The following is a 16108-nucleotide window of genomic DNA, read 5'->3' as shown; positions in this document are numbered from 1 at the left end:
ACCAACAGGCTACCTGAATACGTTCAGGTAGCCTGAAACCTTTGCAAAACCCTCAGATGTGGATGCCGTTCAAGGCGTAGCAGTGCACAACGCAGAAATGCGCCGCAGATGGGGAAAAGGTTGCAAAGGTCTCAGCCGTTTGCCCGATGCTCTCTTCCCCGCTCAACCTTGCTGCGCCGACACCCGGCGGTTGAGATGATACACCGCCAAGCCGATCAGCAAGCCCCAAAAAGCGCTGCTGATGCCGAGCAAATTCATGCCTGAGGCGCTGGCCAGCAGGGTGAGCAAAGAAGCCTCGCGGGTGGCTTCGTCCTGCCAGGCGGCCAACAGATTGGCCTGCAGGGTGCCGAATACGGCGATGCCGGCCAAGGCGGTGAGCAATTCGCCCGGCAAAGCGGCAAACAGCGACACTACCATGCCGCCGGCCGCCCCCGACAGCAGATAAAACCCCGCCAACAGTACGGTGGCCAGATAGCGGCGCTGCGGATCTTTATCCACTTCGCCGCCCATGCAGAGGGCGGCGCTGATGGCGGCCAAATTCACCATAAACGTGCCCAGCGGCGCGGTCAACACGGTGGCTGCGGCGGCGGCGCTGATCAGCGGTTTGGCCGGCGTCTGATAACCGTAGGCGCGCATCACCGCCATGCCCGGCACATTCTGCGTGGCCAAAGCCGCAATAAACAGCGGAATGCCGACGCCGATCAGATGGCCGGCATGCCATTGCGGGGCCACCCATTCCAAATGCGGCGGCACGGCCCGAAGCGCCTGCCAATCGAACAGGCCGCCCAAAGCGGCATACGCGAAACCGGCCAGCAGCATCAACAGAATGCCGTAGCGCGGAAAACGGATTTTGGCGAGCAGATACACCGCCAGCATCAGACCGACCAAGGCGGTTTGGCTCTGCATCGCCACAAACACGCGGCTGCCGAAATTGATCAAAATCCCCGCCAGCATCGCCGCCGCCAACGTGGCGGGAATCTGCCGCACCAAGCGGTCGAAAAAGCCGGTGGCCGACACCAGCCACATCAACCCGGCCGCAAACATAAACGCGCCCACCGCCTGCGGCAGCGACACGCCCTCCAAGCCCACCATCATCGCCGCGCCGGGCGTGCACCAAGCAATCATCACCGGCGCGCGGTGGCACACGCTCAAGGCCCAGGTCAATACTCCGCACACCAAGCCGAGTATGGTGAACCACGAGGCAATCTGCGCATCGGTGGCGCCGAAAGACTGCGCCGCCTGATAAATGATGACGGCGCTGCTGCCGTAAGACACCAGCATGGCGGCCACGGCGGCGGAAAAATGGGCGGAGGTAAACGGCGGTTTCATCACATCGGCAAAACAGGAAAGCGGCAGACTCAACACTAAAAACAAGGGCGAAAACAAACCGGCGATACAGCGGACAAGAAGAGGGTTTCAGGTAGCCTGACCGTCTGCCGGCCAAGCGCCCTCTTCTGGCCACAACACGGGCTGGCATTCGATGTCCTGCAGATGGGACACGCCGATGCCCACCAAGCGGTAGTGCCGGTCGGGCGGCAGCTTGGCCGACAAGGCCGCGGCGGCGGCGGCCAATTCCGCCGCCCGTGCAAAAGGCGCGGAATAAGTGGCGGAGCGGGTGATCACCTGAAAGTCGGCGGTTTTCAGCTTGAGGGTAAGGCTGCGGGCGGCATAGCGTTTGCGCGCCAGCTGCCGCCACACTTCTTCGGCAATCCCCGGCAGCATCGGCAACAGGCCGGCCAGCGGCACATCTCGCGCCAAGGTGTGCTCCACCGACACCTGCTTGTATTCGCGCTGGGGCCGCACCGGCCGCTCGTCGATGCCGCGCGCCAAATCGTACAGCCGGTGGCCGTAGCGGCCGAAATGCAGCACCAGATGCTCACGCGGCCATTGCGCCATGTCGGCGATGGTGCGGATGCCCAGCGCAGCCATTTTGGCGGCGGTCACCTTGCCTACGCCGGGAATCTTGGCCGGCGGCAGCGGATGCAGGAAACGCAACACCTGCTCGGGCGCCACCACGGTTTGCCCGTTCGGCTTGCGCCAATCGGACGCGATTTTGGCAATCAGCTTGTTCGGCGCCACGCCCGCCGAGGCGGTGAGCCCGGTTTCCGCCCAAATCTCGGCGCGGATGGCTTGGGCGATGTCGCGGGCGTAGCGGTGGCCGCTCAAAGGGCGGCTGACATCCAAATAGGCTTCGTCCAACGACAGGGGTTCAATGATGTCGGTGTGGCGGCGGAAAATAGCGTGAATCTGCGCCGACACCGCCCGATAACGCGCAAAATCAGGCGGCAGGCACACCAGCTGCGGGCAGCGCCGCCGCGCGGTAGCCAGGGCCATGGCGGAACGGACGCCGAATTTGCGCGCCTCGTAATTGGCCGCGCACACCACCGAACGCGCGCCCTCCCACGCCACCACCACCGGCCGGCTGCACAGCTCGGGGCGGCGCAACAGTTCGACGGAAGCAAAAAAAGCATCCATATCGATGTGGATGATTTTGCGCAGCGGAACGGCAGACATGGCAGACGGCAATCGGGGAAACGGGGGCGCTATTGTAATCAATCCGAAGCGCCGACGGCACAAAAGGCTACCTGAAAACGGCTGCAACGCCGTTTCAGGTAGCCTTTAGCGGTTCAGAGGGGTGCGGTTCGGCAAGCTGCGGCTTAAGCAGCGATCTCTTCCAAACGCAAGCAAGCCACCAGGCGACCCTGCCATTCGCGCAGCACCGGCTCTTCCCGTGCACAGCGCTCGGTGGCGTGCGGGCAACGCTGGTGCAGCGCGCAACCGCCGGGCGGGTTGAGCGGGCTGGGCAACTCGCCCTGCAGCTTGAGGTCGGTTTTGTGGCCGTTCACGCTGGGCGCGGCCGCCAGCAGCGCTTGCGTGTAAGGATGCTGCGGGCTGCTGAACACGGCCTCTTTGCTGCCGTGTTCCACCGCTTTGCCCAAATACATCACCATTACTTCGTCGGCCACATGCTGCACCACGGAAAGATTATGCGAAATAAACACATAGGCGGTGTGGAATTCGTCCTGCAAATCCATAAACAAATTCAGCACCTGCGCCTGAATCGACACGTCCAGCGCCGAAGTAGGCTCGTCGGCCACCACGATTTTCGGGTTCAGCATCATCGCGCGCGCCAAAGCGATGCGCTGGCGCTGGCCGCCGGAGAACATATGCGGATAACGCTGGGCGTGCTCGGGGCGCAGACCGACCTTCTTCATCATTTCCACCACTTTCTCATGCTTTTCGGCACGCGAGAGTTTGGTGTGGATGGTGAGCGGCTCGGTGAGCTGGTATTCGATGGTTTGGCGCGGGTTCAGGCTGCCGTAGGGGTTTTGGAACACCATCTGGATTTCGGTGCGCAAATCTTTCAGCGCACGGCGGCTCAGTTTGGCGGTGCCCTCGCCGTTGATCAGCAATTCGCCGCTGCTGGGGCTTTCGATCAGAGTGAGCTGGCGGGCCAAAGTAGATTTGCCGCAGCCTGATTCACCCACCACGGCCAGCGTTTTGCCGGCCTGCAACTGAAAGGAAATGCCGTTGAGGGCTTTGACGAATTTTTTCGGTTTGCCCAAGCCCTGCGACACCGGATAGTGGCGCGCCAGCGACTTGGCTTCGAGTACTACGGGTTGGCTCATGCGGCGTTTCCTTTGGGCGGGTGGCGGTGGATGCAGCGCACCACGCCGTATTCATGGGTTTGCAGGGCGGGCGGGGTGTGGCAGCGCGCTTCGGTGTAGGGGCAGCGCGGCGACAGCAGGCAGCCGGCCGGCCGGTCGTATTGGCTGGGCACCACGCCGGGCAGGCTGTGCAGGCGGCTGTGGCCGACCGACAGCTCGGGAATCGCCGCCAGCAGGGCTTCGGTGTAGGGATGGGCCGGTTCGCGGAAAATATGCGGCACCTGATTGGTTTCCACCACCTGCCCCGCATACATCACCGCCACATCGCGGGCGTTTTCGGCCACCAAACCCAAGTCGTGGGTAATCAGAATCATGGCCATGTGTTTTTCGCGCTGCAGCTTGGCCAACAGCGCCATGATTTGCGCCTGCACGGTCACGTCCAGCGCCGTGGTCGGCTCGTCGGCAATCAACAGCTGCGGCTCGCAGGCAATCGCCATTGCAATCATCACCCGCTGGCTCATGCCGCCGGAGAGCTGGTGCGGATAGGCTTTCAGGCGGTTTTTGGCATCGGGAATCTCCACCAGGTCCAACAGTTCCAACACGCGCTGGCGCGCGGCGGCGCCTTTCAGGCCCAAGTGGGCCTTCAGCACCTCGCTGATCTGGGTTTCCACCGTGAAGCTGGGGTTCAGGCTGGTCATGGCGTCTTGGAAAATCATCGAAATGTCTTTGCCGATGATTTGCCGTTTGGCCCGGGCCGACAGGGTTTGCAGGTTTTGGCCGTTGAATTCGAGACGGTCGGCGGTGATGGTGGCCGAAGCGGGCAGCAGGCCCATCAGCGCCATCATGGTGACCGATTTGCCGGAGCCGGATTCGCCCACCACGGCCAACACTTGGCCTTTGGCTACCTGAAACGAGACGCCGTCCACTGCCCGGAAAGCGCGCTCGCCGCGGCCGAAGGTCACGGCCAGATTGTCGATATGCAGTAAGGGGCTGTTCATCTTAGGACACCTGTTTCAGTTTCGGGTCGAGGGCATCGCGCAGGCCATCGCCGGTCAGATTGATGGCGAGTGCCGACAGGAAAATGGCGGAGCCGGGGAAAATCGCCAGCCAAACATTGCTCTGAATGTATTGGCGGGCGGTGCCGAGCATGGCACCCCATTCGGCATCCGGCGGCTGAACGCCGAAACCGAGGAAGCCGATGGCGCCGGCTTCCAAAATGGCCGCAGAGAAAATCATCGAAGCCTGCACAATCAGCGGCGCCATGCAGTTGGGCAGCACGGTGATGAACAACAGGCGCGGCGTGCTGGCGCCCATCACGCGGGCGGAGGTAACGTAATCGCGCTGCAGCTCCACCATGGCGGTGGCGCGGGTGAGGCGGATAAACGGCGGCAGGCACACCAGGGCGATGGTGATGATGGTGTTGGTCATCGACGGGCCGAGAATGGCGGCGATGATGATGGCCAAAAGCAGGCTGGGATAAGACATCAGGATGTCGTTCACCAACATCACGCCTTTGCCCCACACCCGCGGCCAGAAGGCGGCGGATAGGCCCAAGGTCACGCCGGCGATGAGGGCGAGAATGGTGGCGCACAGGGCGATAAACAGCGAATAGCGTGCGCCGTAGAGCAGGCGCGACAAGGTATCGCGGCCGGCGTCATCGGTGCCGAACAGGAAGGCGGCGTCGCCTCCGCTCAGAAACGAGGGCGGCAGCTGCTCTTTGCCGTTAAAGAGTTCGTAAGGATTGTGCGGTGCCAGCAGCGGCGCGAAAACGGCCAGCAGCACCATGGCGGTGAGGATCAGCAGCCCCAATACCGCGCCCTTGTTGGCAAGGAAAGTACGGTAAAACAGCTGCCATTGGGTAGGCGGCTTGGGCGCAACAGTGGGGGCGGTTGCGGTGTGTGTACTCATCAAAGTGTTCCCGGAAAATCGTTATCGGAAGGCTACCTGAAACAGGCGGAGCGGTTCAGGCAACCTGCAGCTTAAGCGTGGCGGATGCGCGGATTGATCAGGCCGTAGAGGATGTCCACCAGCAGGCTCACCAGCATCAAGGCGGTGGCCACCAAGAGGATGCCGTTTTGCACAATCGGATAGTCGCGGTTGTGGAAGCCTTCCAAGAGCCAAGTGCCGACGCCCGGCCAGCTGAAGATGGTTTCGGTGAGAATGGCGCCGGCCAACAGGGTGGCCATTTGCAGGCCGACCACGGTCACCACCGTAATCAGGGCGTTGCGCATGACGTGCACCAAGACCACGCGGGCGGGCGACAAACCCTTGGCTCGCGCGGTGCGCACATAGTCTTCGCCCAGCACTTCCAAAAAAGCGGAGCGGGTCATGCGCGCAATCATGGCCAAGGGAATGGTGGACAAGGCAATGGCGGGCAGAATGAAGTGTTTCACCACGTCGATGAAGGCGCCGGGCTGGCCGCTGGTCAGCGAACCGAGCAGCCAGGAGCCGTACAGCGGTTTGACATCGAGAAACTGGAACACGGAAATCACGCCAGACACCGGCAGCCAGCCCAGATAATGGGCAAACAGGCCGGTGAGAATCGGACCGAGCAGGTAGATCGGCATCGAATAGCCGGCCAGCGCACCGCTCATCAGGGTGTAGTCCAGCCAAGTGCCGCGGCGCAGGGCGGCGAGGATGCCCAGTGTCACGCCGAGCACACTGGCGATCACGATGGCGCACAAGGCCAGCTCGAGAGTGGGCACGAAATGGGAGAAGAAATCGTCCAGCACCGGCGAGCGGTCGCGGAAGGATTGGCCGAAATTGCCGCTGAAGATGTCTTTCAAGTAGTTGAAATACTGCACCGGCAGCGGCTGGTCGAGGCCGAGCCGCTTCATGGCGGCGGCGTGCACGGCGGGATCGACGGCTTTTTCGCCCATCATCACTTCCACCACGTCGCCCGGCACCATGCGGATGAGGGAAAAAGTGGACAGGGTCAGGCCGATATAAACCGGTATCAGGATCAGGATACGGCGCAAGATAAAGGAAAACATTGGCAATGCTCTGTGTGGTTGGGCCGGCTTCTTGTGTTCTGCCCGCACCCGAATCAAACGGCGTAGGCGGCCGGCAAATGGTATTGACCTGCCCGGCCACTGCCGGACAGAGCAGGCTTTCAGGTAGCCTCAGGCTACCTGAAAGCCTGAAATCGAAACATCGAGAAACAGCAGGCGGTCTCATCCGCCAGGTAGGAGCCGCAGCAGCAAGGGCGGTTCCCCAGACAAAAAGCTGCCGACAGGCTTTAGGTAGCCTGCCGGCAGCAGAGTGGCTTACTGCTCGATTTTCACACCGTCGAAACGCATACTGCCGAAGGGGCTGATTTCGAAGCCCTTCACATTCGGCGTGGTAAACACGGTTACCACGGAGTGTGCCATGGTGGTCCACGGCAGCTCTTGCTTGAAGATCACTTGCGCTTGGCGGTATTTCTCTTCGCGCACCGCTTTGTCGGTGTTGGTGCGGCCTTCGGTCACCAGTTTGTCGAACTCGGCATTACACCATTGGGCATAGTTGTTGCCGCCCACCGCTTTACAGCTCAGCAGGGTGCCCAGCCAGTTGTCGGGGTCGCCGTTGTCGCCGGTCCAGCCCACCAGGAAGGAATCGGCCTCGCCTTGTTTCAGGCGTTTCAGGTACTCGCCCCACTCGTAGCTGGTGATCTTGGCGTTGATGCCCACTTTGGCCCAGTCGGCTTGGATCATTTCGGCCATCAGCTTGGCATTCGGGTTGTAGGGGCGCTGTACCGGCATCGCCCACAAGGCGATTTCGGTGCCCTCTTTCACACCGGCTTCGGCCAGCAGCTGTTTGGCTTTCTCAGGATCGTAGGGCGCGTTTTGCAGGGTGTCGTTGTAGCTCCATTGGGTGGGCGGCATCGGGTTGGTGGCCGCAGTGCCGGCGCCTTGATAAACGGCGTTCAGAATGGCATCGCGGTTAATGGCCATGTCCAAGGCTTGGCGCACGCGCAGATCGCTCAACACGGGATGCTTGGTGTTGTAGCCCACATAACCTAAGTTGAAGCCGGGTTTGTCGATGATGGTGACTTTACCGCTTTGACGGGCCGCTTCGATTTCGGCGGTTTTCGGATAAGCGGAAACGTGGCACTCGCCCGCTGCTACTTTCTGGGCGCGTACGGCAGAATCTTTGGTGATGGCGAAGACCAAATTATCGATGTGAATGTCACCGGCATTCCAGTATTCGGCATTACGCGCGTAACGGATTTGGGCGTCTTTGTTGTAAGACACGAACTTGAACGGGCCGGTGCCGACAGGTTTGTTGTTGAAATCGGCGGCATTGCCGTTTTTCGCCAGCTGGTCGGCATATTCGGCCGAACTGATATAGGCAAACGGCATGGTAATGTTTTGCAGGAAGGAAGCGTCCACTTCTTTCAGCGTGATGCGCACGGTGTGGTCATCCACTTTCTCGATAGACGCGATATTGTCGGGCAGACCCATGTCTGCGGCATAGGGGAACTCGGCCGGATAGGCTTTGTTGAATTCGAAGTTCGGGTCGGTCAGACGCTTAAAGGTGAACACCACGTCGTCGGCATTGAATTCACGGGTGGGGGTGAAGTATTCGGTGGTGTGGAATTTCACGCCTTTGCGCAGGAAGAAGGTGTAAGTTTTGCTGTCGTCAGACACTTCCCATTTTTCGGCCAAGGCAGGAATCGCATCGGTACCGCCGCGAACAGTTTCCACCAAACCGTTGTAGATCGGGTAGGCGCTGGCGTCAAAAGACGTGCCGTCGGTCCATTGGGCGGGGTCGAAACCGCTGGGACTGCCCTCGGAGCAGTAAACTAGGGTGGTGTTGCCGCCGGCTTGAGTGGTGGCGGGCGCACTGCCGTCTTTGGGGGCTTCGGCCGCTTTTTCGCCGCCGCAGGCAGCCAAACCCAGCAGCACGGTGGCCGCCAGGGCAGATAATTTGAACATCTTGGTTTGCATGGTGTACATCCTCTATGAAATACAGATTGGTCTGATTGTCTGCCCCCGGAGCAGCCGGCCGAAACACATAGGCCGTGCGCTCCCAACTGCAATGCCGGGCAAAAGCGGGCGTAATATATCCGTAACTTAAGTGTAAGTAAAGTGTAAATATCGAGTCGCTTTGTGTTGCTGCGGCGCAGCACACCAAGCGACTCGGCGAAAGGTCGGGCTACCTGAAAGCCGCATCAACACCTGCCCACGACCGTCTGGCGCAGCGGTTTTGCCGGGCAAGCGCGCGCGCAAAGATCGCGAACAGGTTTCAAGACATCAGCGGGGCGTATCCTGCGGCTCGACTTTACTGATGGTAAAGCCGGTGAAGCCGTAGATCAGGGTCAGCGCCAGGCTGAGGGTGCAGAAGAAGGCATAGGGAATATAGTCCACCACCGCCACACCGAGGATGCCGGCCAAAAACACGCCGTACACGCCCCAAGGCACCAAGGCGTTGATCACGGTACCGGAGTCTTCGATGGTGCGCGCCAGGTTGCGCGGATGCAGGCCCAAGCGTTCGTACACCGGTTTAAAGGTGTTGCCGGTGAGCAAGAGGCTGAGGTATTGCTCGCCGATCAGCACATTGATGCCGAAGGCGGTGGAAGCGGCGGCGAAGGTGGCGCGGCCGGTGCTGGTGAGCAGGTGGCGGATACCGGCCAGCAGCGCCGGCAACACGCCCAAGCCGTTCAGCAGACCGCCCAGACTCAAGGCCAGAATCACCATGGTTTGGGTAAAGAACATGCTCTGCATGCCGCCGCGTGACAACAGCTTGCCCACGCTGCCCAAATCCAGGTTTTCCGCCGGTTTGTAGCCGGCGAAGAAATAGCCGCCCACCTGATCAATGCTGGGGCTGCTGTGGATATAGGTAATCACCAACGCGGTGAAAATGGTGGCGATGATGGTATACACCGCATTCACTTTTTTCAGCGCCAGACCCACCAGCACCACAAACGGCAGCAGCGCATACCAGTGCACCAAACCGCTGGCCAGCAGGTTTTGCTGCATGGCGGCCACGTCGGCCAAATCGGCTTGGGCCACGCTGCCGGTCAGCATCCACAGGATGACGGCGGTCAGAATCCAGGCCGGAATGGTGGTGTACATCATATTGCGGATGTGGTCGAACAAATCGATGCCCACAATCGAAGCGGCAATGCCGGTGGTGTCGGACAGGGGCGACATTTTGTCGCCGAACAGCGCACCGGACACCACGGCACCGGCCACAATCGCCGGATTGGCGTCAAAGGCTTCGGCCATGCCCATAAAGGCCACGCCGGCGGTGGCGCAGGTGGTGAAACCGCTGCCCAAGGCCACGCCGATCACCGAACACAAAATAAAGGCCGACAGGTAAAACATTTGCGGCGAAATCAGATCAAAGCCGTAATACATCAGCGTCGGAATCGCGCCCGACATCATCAGCGCCGCCACCAACAGGCCGATAAAGAAAAACAGGTAAATGGCGCCGATGCCCGACACCACGCCCTCGGCCATTTTGGCCTGCATGTCGTTAAAGCTTTGGCCTTTGAATTTGCCGTAGGCCAACAGGCCGCACATCACCAGGGTGATGGAAATATGCGGCACCCAGCCGAAGCCGATCATGGTCACCGCCATCACGGCAATCACCAACAGGGCGATGGGCACCGCCTCTTTGGGCGCAATGCGGATTAACGGGGTATTCATGGTTTCTCCTCTTAATAATCTTGCTTTTTTTCACGTGGCAAAGGCTTTCAGGTAGCCTGAACACGAGCGGCTACCTGAAAGCCCGAAAGGTTTAATAGCGGGTATTCACGCGGTTGCGGATGGTGCCGAAGATGTTGTTGCCTTGTTCGTCCAGCATTTCCACTTCCACCACGTCGCCGTGGTCCATAAACGGGGTTTGCGGCGCACCGGTTTCAATGGTCTCGTACATGCGCACTTCGGCCAGGCAGCAATAGCCCACGCCGCCGTTGGCCACCGAAGAGCCGTGCAAATCGCCCTGCTTGTTCGACACCGTGCCCGAGCCGATCAGGCTGCCGGCGGCCATGTCGCGGGTTTTGCACACATGGGCCAGCAGCTGGCCGAAATTGAAGGTCATGTCCTGGCCGGCATTGGGATAGCCGAACAATTCGTTGTTCAGCTTCACCCGCAAAGGCAGATGCACTTTGCTGTCTTGCCAGGCCTCGCCCAATTCGTCGGGTGTCACCGCCACCGGGCTGAAGGCGCTGGCCGGCTTGCTTTGGAAAAAGCCAAAACCCTTGGCCAATTCGGCCGGAATCAGGCCGCGCAAAGACACGTCGTTCACCAGCATCACCAGGCGGATGGCTTGGGCCGCTTCTTCCGCGCTGGCGCCCTGTTTCAAATCGCCGCTCACCACCACCACTTCGGCTTCAAAGTCGATGCCCCATTCGGGCTTGGCCAAGATCTCGTCGCGCGGGCCGATAAAGCTGTCGGAGCCGCCCTGGTACATCAGCGGGTCGTCGTAAAACGAGGCCGGCACTTCGGAATTGCGCGCCTTGCGCACCAACTCTACATGGTTGAGGTAGGCCGAGCCGTCGGCCCATTGGTAGGCGCGCGGCAGCGGCGAATGGCATTGTTCGGGGTCGAAGGCCTCGCCCTTTTCGGGATGGACGTTCAAATCGTCGTACACCGCTTTCAGTTCGGCTTCGGCGCGGTCCCAGTTATCGAGCGCGGCTTGCAGGGTGGCGATTTCAGGCAGCACATAACGGCTTAAATCGCGGCTCACTACGACCAAACGGCCGTCGCGGCCGCCTTGTTTCAATGTGGCTAGTTTCATGAATTCATCCTTTTTTCTCTGATAACGGCGTTCAGGTAGCCTGAAGGGCTACCTGAAACCGGATCATACGGCTTATACCTCGGGCGGCTCGGTGCCGTCGTGTATCCAGCGGGCATGCTGCGGGGCGCGTTTGGTTTCGGCCCATTCGTTGAGCATGTCCCATTTCACCTGGTCCAGCGCGCGGTTCATTTTCGGCGTGCTCACTTCGCAGGCCAGCTCGATGCGGTGGCCGCTGGGGTCGAAGAAATAAATGGAGTGGAACAGGGTGTGGTTAACCGGCCCCAATACGTCCACGCCGCCGGCAATCAGCTTGTCTTTGGTTTTGAGCAGGGTGTCCATGCTGTCCACCTTCAGCGCCAGATGCTGCGTCCACAGCGGGGTGTTTTCGTCGCGCCCCATCTCCGGTTTGGTGGGCAGCTCGAAAAAGGCCAGAATATTGCCGCCGCCGGCATCCAAAAAGATGTGCATATAGGGGTCGGGCTCGCCGGTGGACGGCACTTTGTCTTCGGCAATCGCCAACACAAAGCCCATGTCCAGGTGTTTTTGGTACCACTCCACCGTTTGTTTGGCATCTTTGCAGCGGTAGGCCACGTGATGCACGCCTTGGGTTAATGCCATGATGTCGCTCCTTTGTGGTTTCAGGTAGCCCCTCAGGCTACCTGAAAGCGTTTATTCTGCTTCTGTTTATTCCACTTCTAATGCGCCGCGGCGGATTTGGTCGCGCTCCAGCGATTCGAACAAGGCTTTGAAATTGCCCTCGCCGAAGCCTTCGCGGTAGTCGCCCTTGCGCTGGATAAACTCGAAAAACACCGGGCCGAGCAGGGTTTCGGAGAAGATTTGCAGCAACAGGCGCGGCTGGCCACCTTCGGTGGTGCCGTCCAACAGAATGCCGCGGCTTTGCAGCTCGGCCACCGGCTCGCCGTGTCCGGGCAAGCGCTCTTCCAACATTTCGTAATAAGCGGCATTGGGCGCGGTCATCAGCGGAATGCCAGCGGCGCGCAGCTTGTCGATGGTGTCGAGCAGGTTGTCGCTCAACAGCGCAATGTGCTGGATGCCTTCGCCGCCAAACTGCATCAAGTATTCTTCAATTTGGCCGCCGCCCTGCTTGGCTTCCTCATTAAGCGGAATGCGGATCAGGCCGTCGGGCGCGGTCATGGCACGGCTGGTGAGCCCGGTGTATTCGCCCTTGATGTCGAAATAGCGGATTTCCTGGAAGTTGAACAACTTCTCGTAAAACTTGGCCCAGAAGTCCATGCGGCCGCGATAGACATTGTGGGTGAGGTGGTCGACGATTTTCAAGCCGTGGCCCACCGGATGGCGCTCGACATCAGGCAGGAATTCAAAATCGATGTCGTAAATCGATTTGCCGTCCTCAAATCGGTCGATCAGATACAGCGGTGCACCGCCGATGCCCTTGATCGCCGGCAGGCGCAATTCCATCACCGAAGTAGGGATGTCGATGGGCTGGGCGCCCAACTCCAGCGCGCGTTTGTAGGCCGCTTGGGCGTCGCGCACGCGAAAGGCCATGCCGCAGGCGCACGGGCCGTGTTCGGCGGCAAAATACGCAGCTTGGCTTTTGGGCTCGCGGTTGACAATAAAATTGATGTCGCCCTGGCGGTAGAGCAGTACGTCTTTGGAACGGTGGCGGGCCACCAGGGTAAAGCCCATTTTTTCAAACAAAGGCTCCAGCACGCCTGCTTCGGGGGCAGCGAATTCAACAAATTCAAAGCCGCACAAGCCCATAGGGTTGTCAAACAAATCGGCCATCGTCTATTTCTCCTGTAAACGGTTGATCACATCGGCGGCCATCTTAAAAGTCGGCGTATTTATCAGGCAAACAGTTTTTTTTGATTAATTTATTGAAAAAATCGATTAAACAAAGCTGGCATCTTGGCAAGCCGCCAGGAAGCGGACGCAAAAGCACGATGCAAAAAACCGCCCCTTCCGGATGGCAGAAGCGGCGGCTACCTGAAAACAAGATACTGGGCGCTTACAGCAACCATTCAATCGGCAATAAAGCGCAAAACCACACAGCAAAACGTTTGAAGGCACCGGCTTGGGGCTCGGTATCGAATGTGCGCAGTTCGCCGTTTTCCTGAGTTTGCCAATATAAGCCCTGTTCGGGCGTCTTGAGCACACTATAGGTATGGGCCGCATGGTGCTGTTGCAGGCCGTCCGCCAATTGCCCTGCCAAAGCCGGACTGTCGATCAGCAGGCCCATTTCGGTATTGAGCGCGGCTGAGCGCGGATCCATATTGAAAGAGCCCACAAACAGCGTGCGCCGATCCACGGCAAAAGTTTTGGCATGCAGGCTGGCACCGCTGCTGCCGGTCATGCCGCCGTGGTGGTCGGTGGTCACCGTTACCTCGGGTTTGAGTTCGAACAGTGTGACGCCGGCGTCCAGCAGCGGTTCGCGGTATTTGGCATAACCGGCGTGCACCGGCGCCACATCGGTGGCGGAAAGCGAGTTGGTCAGCACCTGCACGTTTTTGCCGCTGCGGGCGATGCCGCCGAGCAAATCCGCCCCTTGCCGGGTGGGCACGAAGTAAGGCGACACGATCAACAGCTCCTGCTCCGCCGCCGCCATCACCGGGCTGATGTGCGCCACCACAGTATTGTCCGGCAAGGCTTTGCCCAAACCCTTGGCTGGATCGTCGCTCACCAAGGTAGCATCGGCCCATTCCAACGGCAGGGTGCCGGCCGCAAGATGTCGTGCAAAATCAGATTGTGCCAGAGCTTTCAGGTAGCCTTGGGTATCGGCATCCTGTGCAGGCGCACTATTTAATACCTCGGGTGCAGCCTGAATAATGCTTTCCACCGGATAACTGGATTCGCTGGCCCAGTAGCGGTCGAAATCCTGCTCCACTGCTTGTGCCGCCGGGCCGACGGCCGCCACATCGAGATCGGCAAACATGACGCCGTTGCCGGCGCCGAAATATTCGTCGCCGACATTGCGCCCGCCCACAATGGTCACCACCCCGTCAGCGCTGAAGGATTTGTTGTGCATCCGGCGGTTGAGGCGGAAAAAATCGCTCAAGTATCCCAGCGGGCGGAACCCTCGTTGCATAAAGGGGTTGAACAGCCGCACTTCGATGTTCGGGTGTGCATCAACCGCGGCCAGCAAACCATCCATACCAGCGGTGTTGTTGTCGTCCAGCAGCAGGCGTACGCGCACGCCACGTTCCGCGGCCTGATACAGACTGTTCAGTAATAAGCGGCCGGAAACATCGCTGTGCCAAATGTAGTATTGAACATCGAGGGTGTATTGTGCGCTTTGCGCCAGTGCCAACCGCGCCAAAAACGCATCTTTTCCGTCACGAAGCGGATAAATGCCAGAGCGGCCCGGATGCATCTCGATCTGCGGCAGCAGATGGGCAGCCAATTTACTGTCTGGACGGATAGGCAGAGCCTGAGAAGAACTGCGCTGACGATTATCGGGCAATGATTTACGGGTAACCAAAGCCGTCACCACCAGCACCACCACAAGCAGCAACAAAAACAATAGCATTTTTCTTAACATCTGATCCCCGTTGAAGTCTGATGGCCGATTCATTGGCCGATTTTGCTTTCCTTCAACTGACTTACGCCACCAAGCAACAGCAAAGCAAAACCATTTTAAAAAAAAGCCTGTCCTGCATCTCTTTCCTGCCGAGATGCGCCGTCAAAAATACCGCAACGGCTCACTCCGTATTTGCTGCGTTAGCACACAAGGGGAAAGGAAATGAATGCCAAAAGAAGCCCAATCTTGCACTGCCGGCTATTTTGACTGACGATGTCTGGCATTGTTGGATTTTGCTTAGGTGATGAGACAATCTCCCCCAGCAAAAAACCGCTTGCCAAGCCCTCTGCCGATACGCCCGCATAGAACCCGTCAACACCCTTGTTACTTAGCCTTCGCCCCAAAGTTTTTCGATGTCATAGAAATCCCTTGCCGCGGGCAACATCACATGGACCACCAAGTCCCCGGCATCCACCAGTGCCCACTCCCCGGCCTCTTCACCTTCGGCACCCAAGAGTTGGTAGCCTTTCTCCTTTAACGCGACCGCCACATGGTTGGCCAAAGCCTTTACCTGACGAGTGCTGTCGCCACCCGCCACAATCATGCGGGCAAACAAGGAAGTTTTGCCCGAAGTATCGATAATCACGATGTCTTTTGCTTTTACATCTTCTAAAGCCGCCACAGCGGTGTCCACCATGTCCTGCAAATATTGCGTGTCTTGTGTGTTCATCAGTCTTCCGATTGGTATTACATCATAAATGATTGGCAGAATTTTATCCCAGTGCGTCAGGTTCGCCAAATGCCTTGTTGGCATTTCTTTCACGGCGTTGGGGCTACCTGAAAGATTCAAGCTGATTAGGGATTCCGGCATAATCGCTTGCCGGCACCCTGGCCGCCCAATTGCCTGCACCCTTCCCCTCAAACAAGCACAATCAATCCTTTACTGTCCCGTTACGTCCGCACAAGTAAAAGCCCCCTGATATTCAGGGGGCTTTAGTAATGGGGTTTGGCGGTGACCTACTTTCACACGGGTATCCGTACTATCATCGGCGCTGAGTCGTTTCACGGTCCTGTTCGGGATGGGAAGGCGTGGGACCAACTCGCTATGGCCGCCAAACATAAACTGTCAAATTGGTAAGCCGTTATGAAGCGCTGCTTCACTTATTTATTGTTTAATCAACGGTGCGATGATGTGTCATCAAGTCTTATGTAAGCTTTTATCTTTTTATTACTTTGATTCGTGATGTTGGATATCGGTTTGCCGATATCCGATGTC

General features: G+C 59.0%; 14 protein-coding genes and 1 rRNA gene. 1 reads left to right on the top strand and 14 read right to left on the bottom strand.

Annotated features, from left to right (window positions below; genetic code table 11):
- Nucleotides 1-162 precede the first annotated feature (162 nt).
- The 12 genes from H3L94_RS01675 to H3L94_RS01620 form a co-directional block, all read right to left on the bottom strand.
- On the bottom strand, nt 163-1365 hold the full coding sequence (locus H3L94_RS01675) for a benzoate/H(+) symporter BenE family transporter (RefSeq protein WP_244958862.1): 1203 nt from the start codon (nt 1363-1365) through the stop codon (nt 163-165).
- 51 nt (nt 1366-1416) lie between these two features.
- On the bottom strand, nt 1417-2514 hold the full coding sequence (dinB, locus tag H3L94_RS01670; RefSeq protein WP_182122401.1) for a DNA polymerase IV: 1098 nt from the start codon (nt 2512-2514) through the stop codon (nt 1417-1419).
- 143 nt (nt 2515-2657) lie between these two features.
- Nucleotides 2658-3629, bottom strand: a complete 972-nt coding sequence (locus H3L94_RS01665) for a peptide ABC transporter ATP-binding protein (RefSeq protein ID WP_009119723.1) — start codon at nt 3627-3629, stop codon at nt 2658-2660.
- Nucleotides 3626-4606 (bottom strand): ABC transporter ATP-binding protein, encoded by a 981-nt coding sequence (locus H3L94_RS01660; protein WP_182122400.1) that lies wholly within the window; start codon nt 4604-4606, stop codon nt 3626-3628. The genes H3L94_RS01665 and H3L94_RS01660 overlap by 4 nt, the downstream gene beginning before the upstream one ends.
- A gap of 1 nt (nt 4607) precedes the next feature.
- Nucleotides 4608-5516 carry an ABC transporter permease subunit gene (locus tag H3L94_RS01655; protein WP_009119725.1) on the bottom strand — a complete coding sequence of 303 codons (909 nt, stop codon included), beginning with the start codon at nt 5514-5516 and terminating at the stop codon, nt 4608-4610.
- Between the two features lie 71 nt (nt 5517-5587).
- Entirely contained in the window at nt 5588-6601 is a 1014-nt protein-coding gene (locus tag H3L94_RS01650; RefSeq protein WP_009119726.1) for an ABC transporter permease, read from the bottom strand.
- A gap of 273 nt (nt 6602-6874) precedes the next feature.
- Nucleotides 6875-8524: an ABC transporter substrate-binding protein gene (locus H3L94_RS01645; RefSeq protein WP_244958797.1), complete on the bottom strand. Its 1650-nt coding sequence runs from the start codon at nt 8522-8524 to the stop codon at nt 6875-6877.
- 318 nt (nt 8525-8842) lie between these two features.
- The gene (nhaC, locus tag H3L94_RS01640) at nt 8843-10240 is read right to left on the bottom strand and encodes a Na+/H+ antiporter NhaC (protein WP_182122398.1); all 1398 of its coding nucleotides are present in this window, start codon (nt 10238-10240) and stop codon (nt 8843-8845) included.
- Nucleotides 10241-10331: 91 nt separating this feature from the next.
- On the bottom strand, nt 10332-11333 hold the full coding sequence (locus tag H3L94_RS01635) for a fumarylacetoacetate hydrolase family protein (protein WP_182122397.1): 1002 nt from the start codon (nt 11331-11333) through the stop codon (nt 10332-10334).
- Between the two features lie 72 nt (nt 11334-11405).
- A complete protein-coding gene (locus tag H3L94_RS01630; protein WP_182122396.1) occupies nt 11406-11951 on the bottom strand; it encodes a VOC family protein in 546 nt (181 codons plus the stop codon).
- A 66-nt stretch (nt 11952-12017) separates the two neighbouring features.
- A complete protein-coding gene (hppD, locus tag H3L94_RS01625; RefSeq protein ID WP_182122395.1) occupies nt 12018-13100 on the bottom strand; it encodes a 4-hydroxyphenylpyruvate dioxygenase in 1083 nt (360 codons plus the stop codon).
- 223 nt (nt 13101-13323) lie between these two features.
- A complete protein-coding gene (locus H3L94_RS01620; protein ID WP_244958795.1) occupies nt 13324-14841 on the bottom strand; it encodes a phospholipase D family protein in 1518 nt (505 codons plus the stop codon).
- Nucleotides 14842-14873: 32 nt separating this feature from the next.
- Here H3L94_RS01620 and H3L94_RS01615 point away from each other — a divergent pair, with 32 nt between their 5' ends.
- A complete protein-coding gene (locus H3L94_RS01615) occupies nt 14874-15137 on the top strand; it encodes a hypothetical protein (RefSeq protein WP_182122393.1) in 264 nt (87 codons plus the stop codon).
- Between the two features lie 83 nt (nt 15138-15220).
- Here the strand turns inward: H3L94_RS01615 and rsfS are convergent, their stop codons facing one another.
- A complete protein-coding gene (gene rsfS / locus H3L94_RS01610; RefSeq protein ID WP_009119737.1) occupies nt 15221-15562 on the bottom strand; it encodes a ribosome silencing factor in 342 nt (113 codons plus the stop codon).
- 274 nt (nt 15563-15836) lie between these two features.
- Nucleotides 15837-15949, bottom strand: a 5S ribosomal RNA gene (rrf, locus tag H3L94_RS01605).
- Between the last annotated feature and the right edge of the window lie 159 nt (nt 15950-16108).

Source organism: Neisseria shayeganii, assembly GCF_014054965.1.
Classification (GTDB): Bacteria; Pseudomonadota; Gammaproteobacteria; order Burkholderiales; family Neisseriaceae; genus Eikenella; species Eikenella shayeganii.
The sequence above is the reverse complement of the archived record's forward strand: the minus strand, read 5'-3'. Positions and strand labels throughout refer to the sequence as shown.

What these genes read in the sequence shown, in the direction of transcription:
- dinB (WP_182122401.1), bottom strand. Translation starts at nt 2,514, where the DNA reads ATGTCTGCCGTTCCGCTGCGCAAAATCATCCACATCGATATGGATGCT.
- H3L94_RS01665 (WP_009119723.1), bottom strand. Translation starts at nt 3,629, where the DNA reads ATGAGCCAACCCGTAGTACTCGAAGCCAAGTCGCTGGCGCGCCACTAT.
- H3L94_RS01660 (WP_182122400.1), bottom strand. Translation starts at nt 4,606, where the DNA reads ATGAACAGCCCCTTACTGCATATCGACAATCTGGCCGTGACCTTCGGC.
- H3L94_RS01655 (WP_009119725.1), bottom strand. Translation starts at nt 5,516, where the DNA reads ATGAGTACACACACCGCAACCGCCCCCACTGTTGCGCCCAAGCCGCCT.
- H3L94_RS01650 (WP_009119726.1), bottom strand. Translation starts at nt 6,601, where the DNA reads ATGTTTTCCTTTATCTTGCGCCGTATCCTGATCCTGATACCGGTTTAT.
- H3L94_RS01645 (WP_244958797.1), bottom strand. Translation starts at nt 8,524, where the DNA reads ATGTTCAAATTATCTGCCCTGGCGGCCACCGTGCTGCTGGGTTTGGCT.
- nhaC (WP_182122398.1), bottom strand. Translation starts at nt 10,240, where the DNA reads ATGAATACCCCGTTAATCCGCATTGCGCCCAAAGAGGCGGTGCCCATC.
- H3L94_RS01635 (WP_182122397.1), bottom strand. Translation starts at nt 11,333, where the DNA reads ATGAAACTAGCCACATTGAAACAAGGCGGCCGCGACGGCCGTTTGGTC.
- H3L94_RS01630 (WP_182122396.1), bottom strand. Translation starts at nt 11,951, where the DNA reads ATGGCATTAACCCAAGGCGTGCATCACGTGGCCTACCGCTGCAAAGAT.
- hppD (WP_182122395.1), bottom strand. Translation starts at nt 13,100, where the DNA reads ATGGCCGATTTGTTTGACAACCCTATGGGCTTGTGCGGCTTTGAATTT.
- H3L94_RS01620 (WP_244958795.1), bottom strand. Translation starts at nt 14,841, where the DNA reads ATGCTATTGTTTTTGTTGCTGCTTGTGGTGGTGCTGGTGGTGACGGCT.
- H3L94_RS01615 (WP_182122393.1), top strand. Translation starts at nt 14,874, where the DNA reads ATGGCCGATTCATTGGCCGATTTTGCTTTCCTTCAACTGACTTACGCC.
- rsfS (WP_009119737.1), bottom strand. Translation starts at nt 15,562, where the DNA reads ATGAACACACAAGACACGCAATATTTGCAGGACATGGTGGACACCGCT.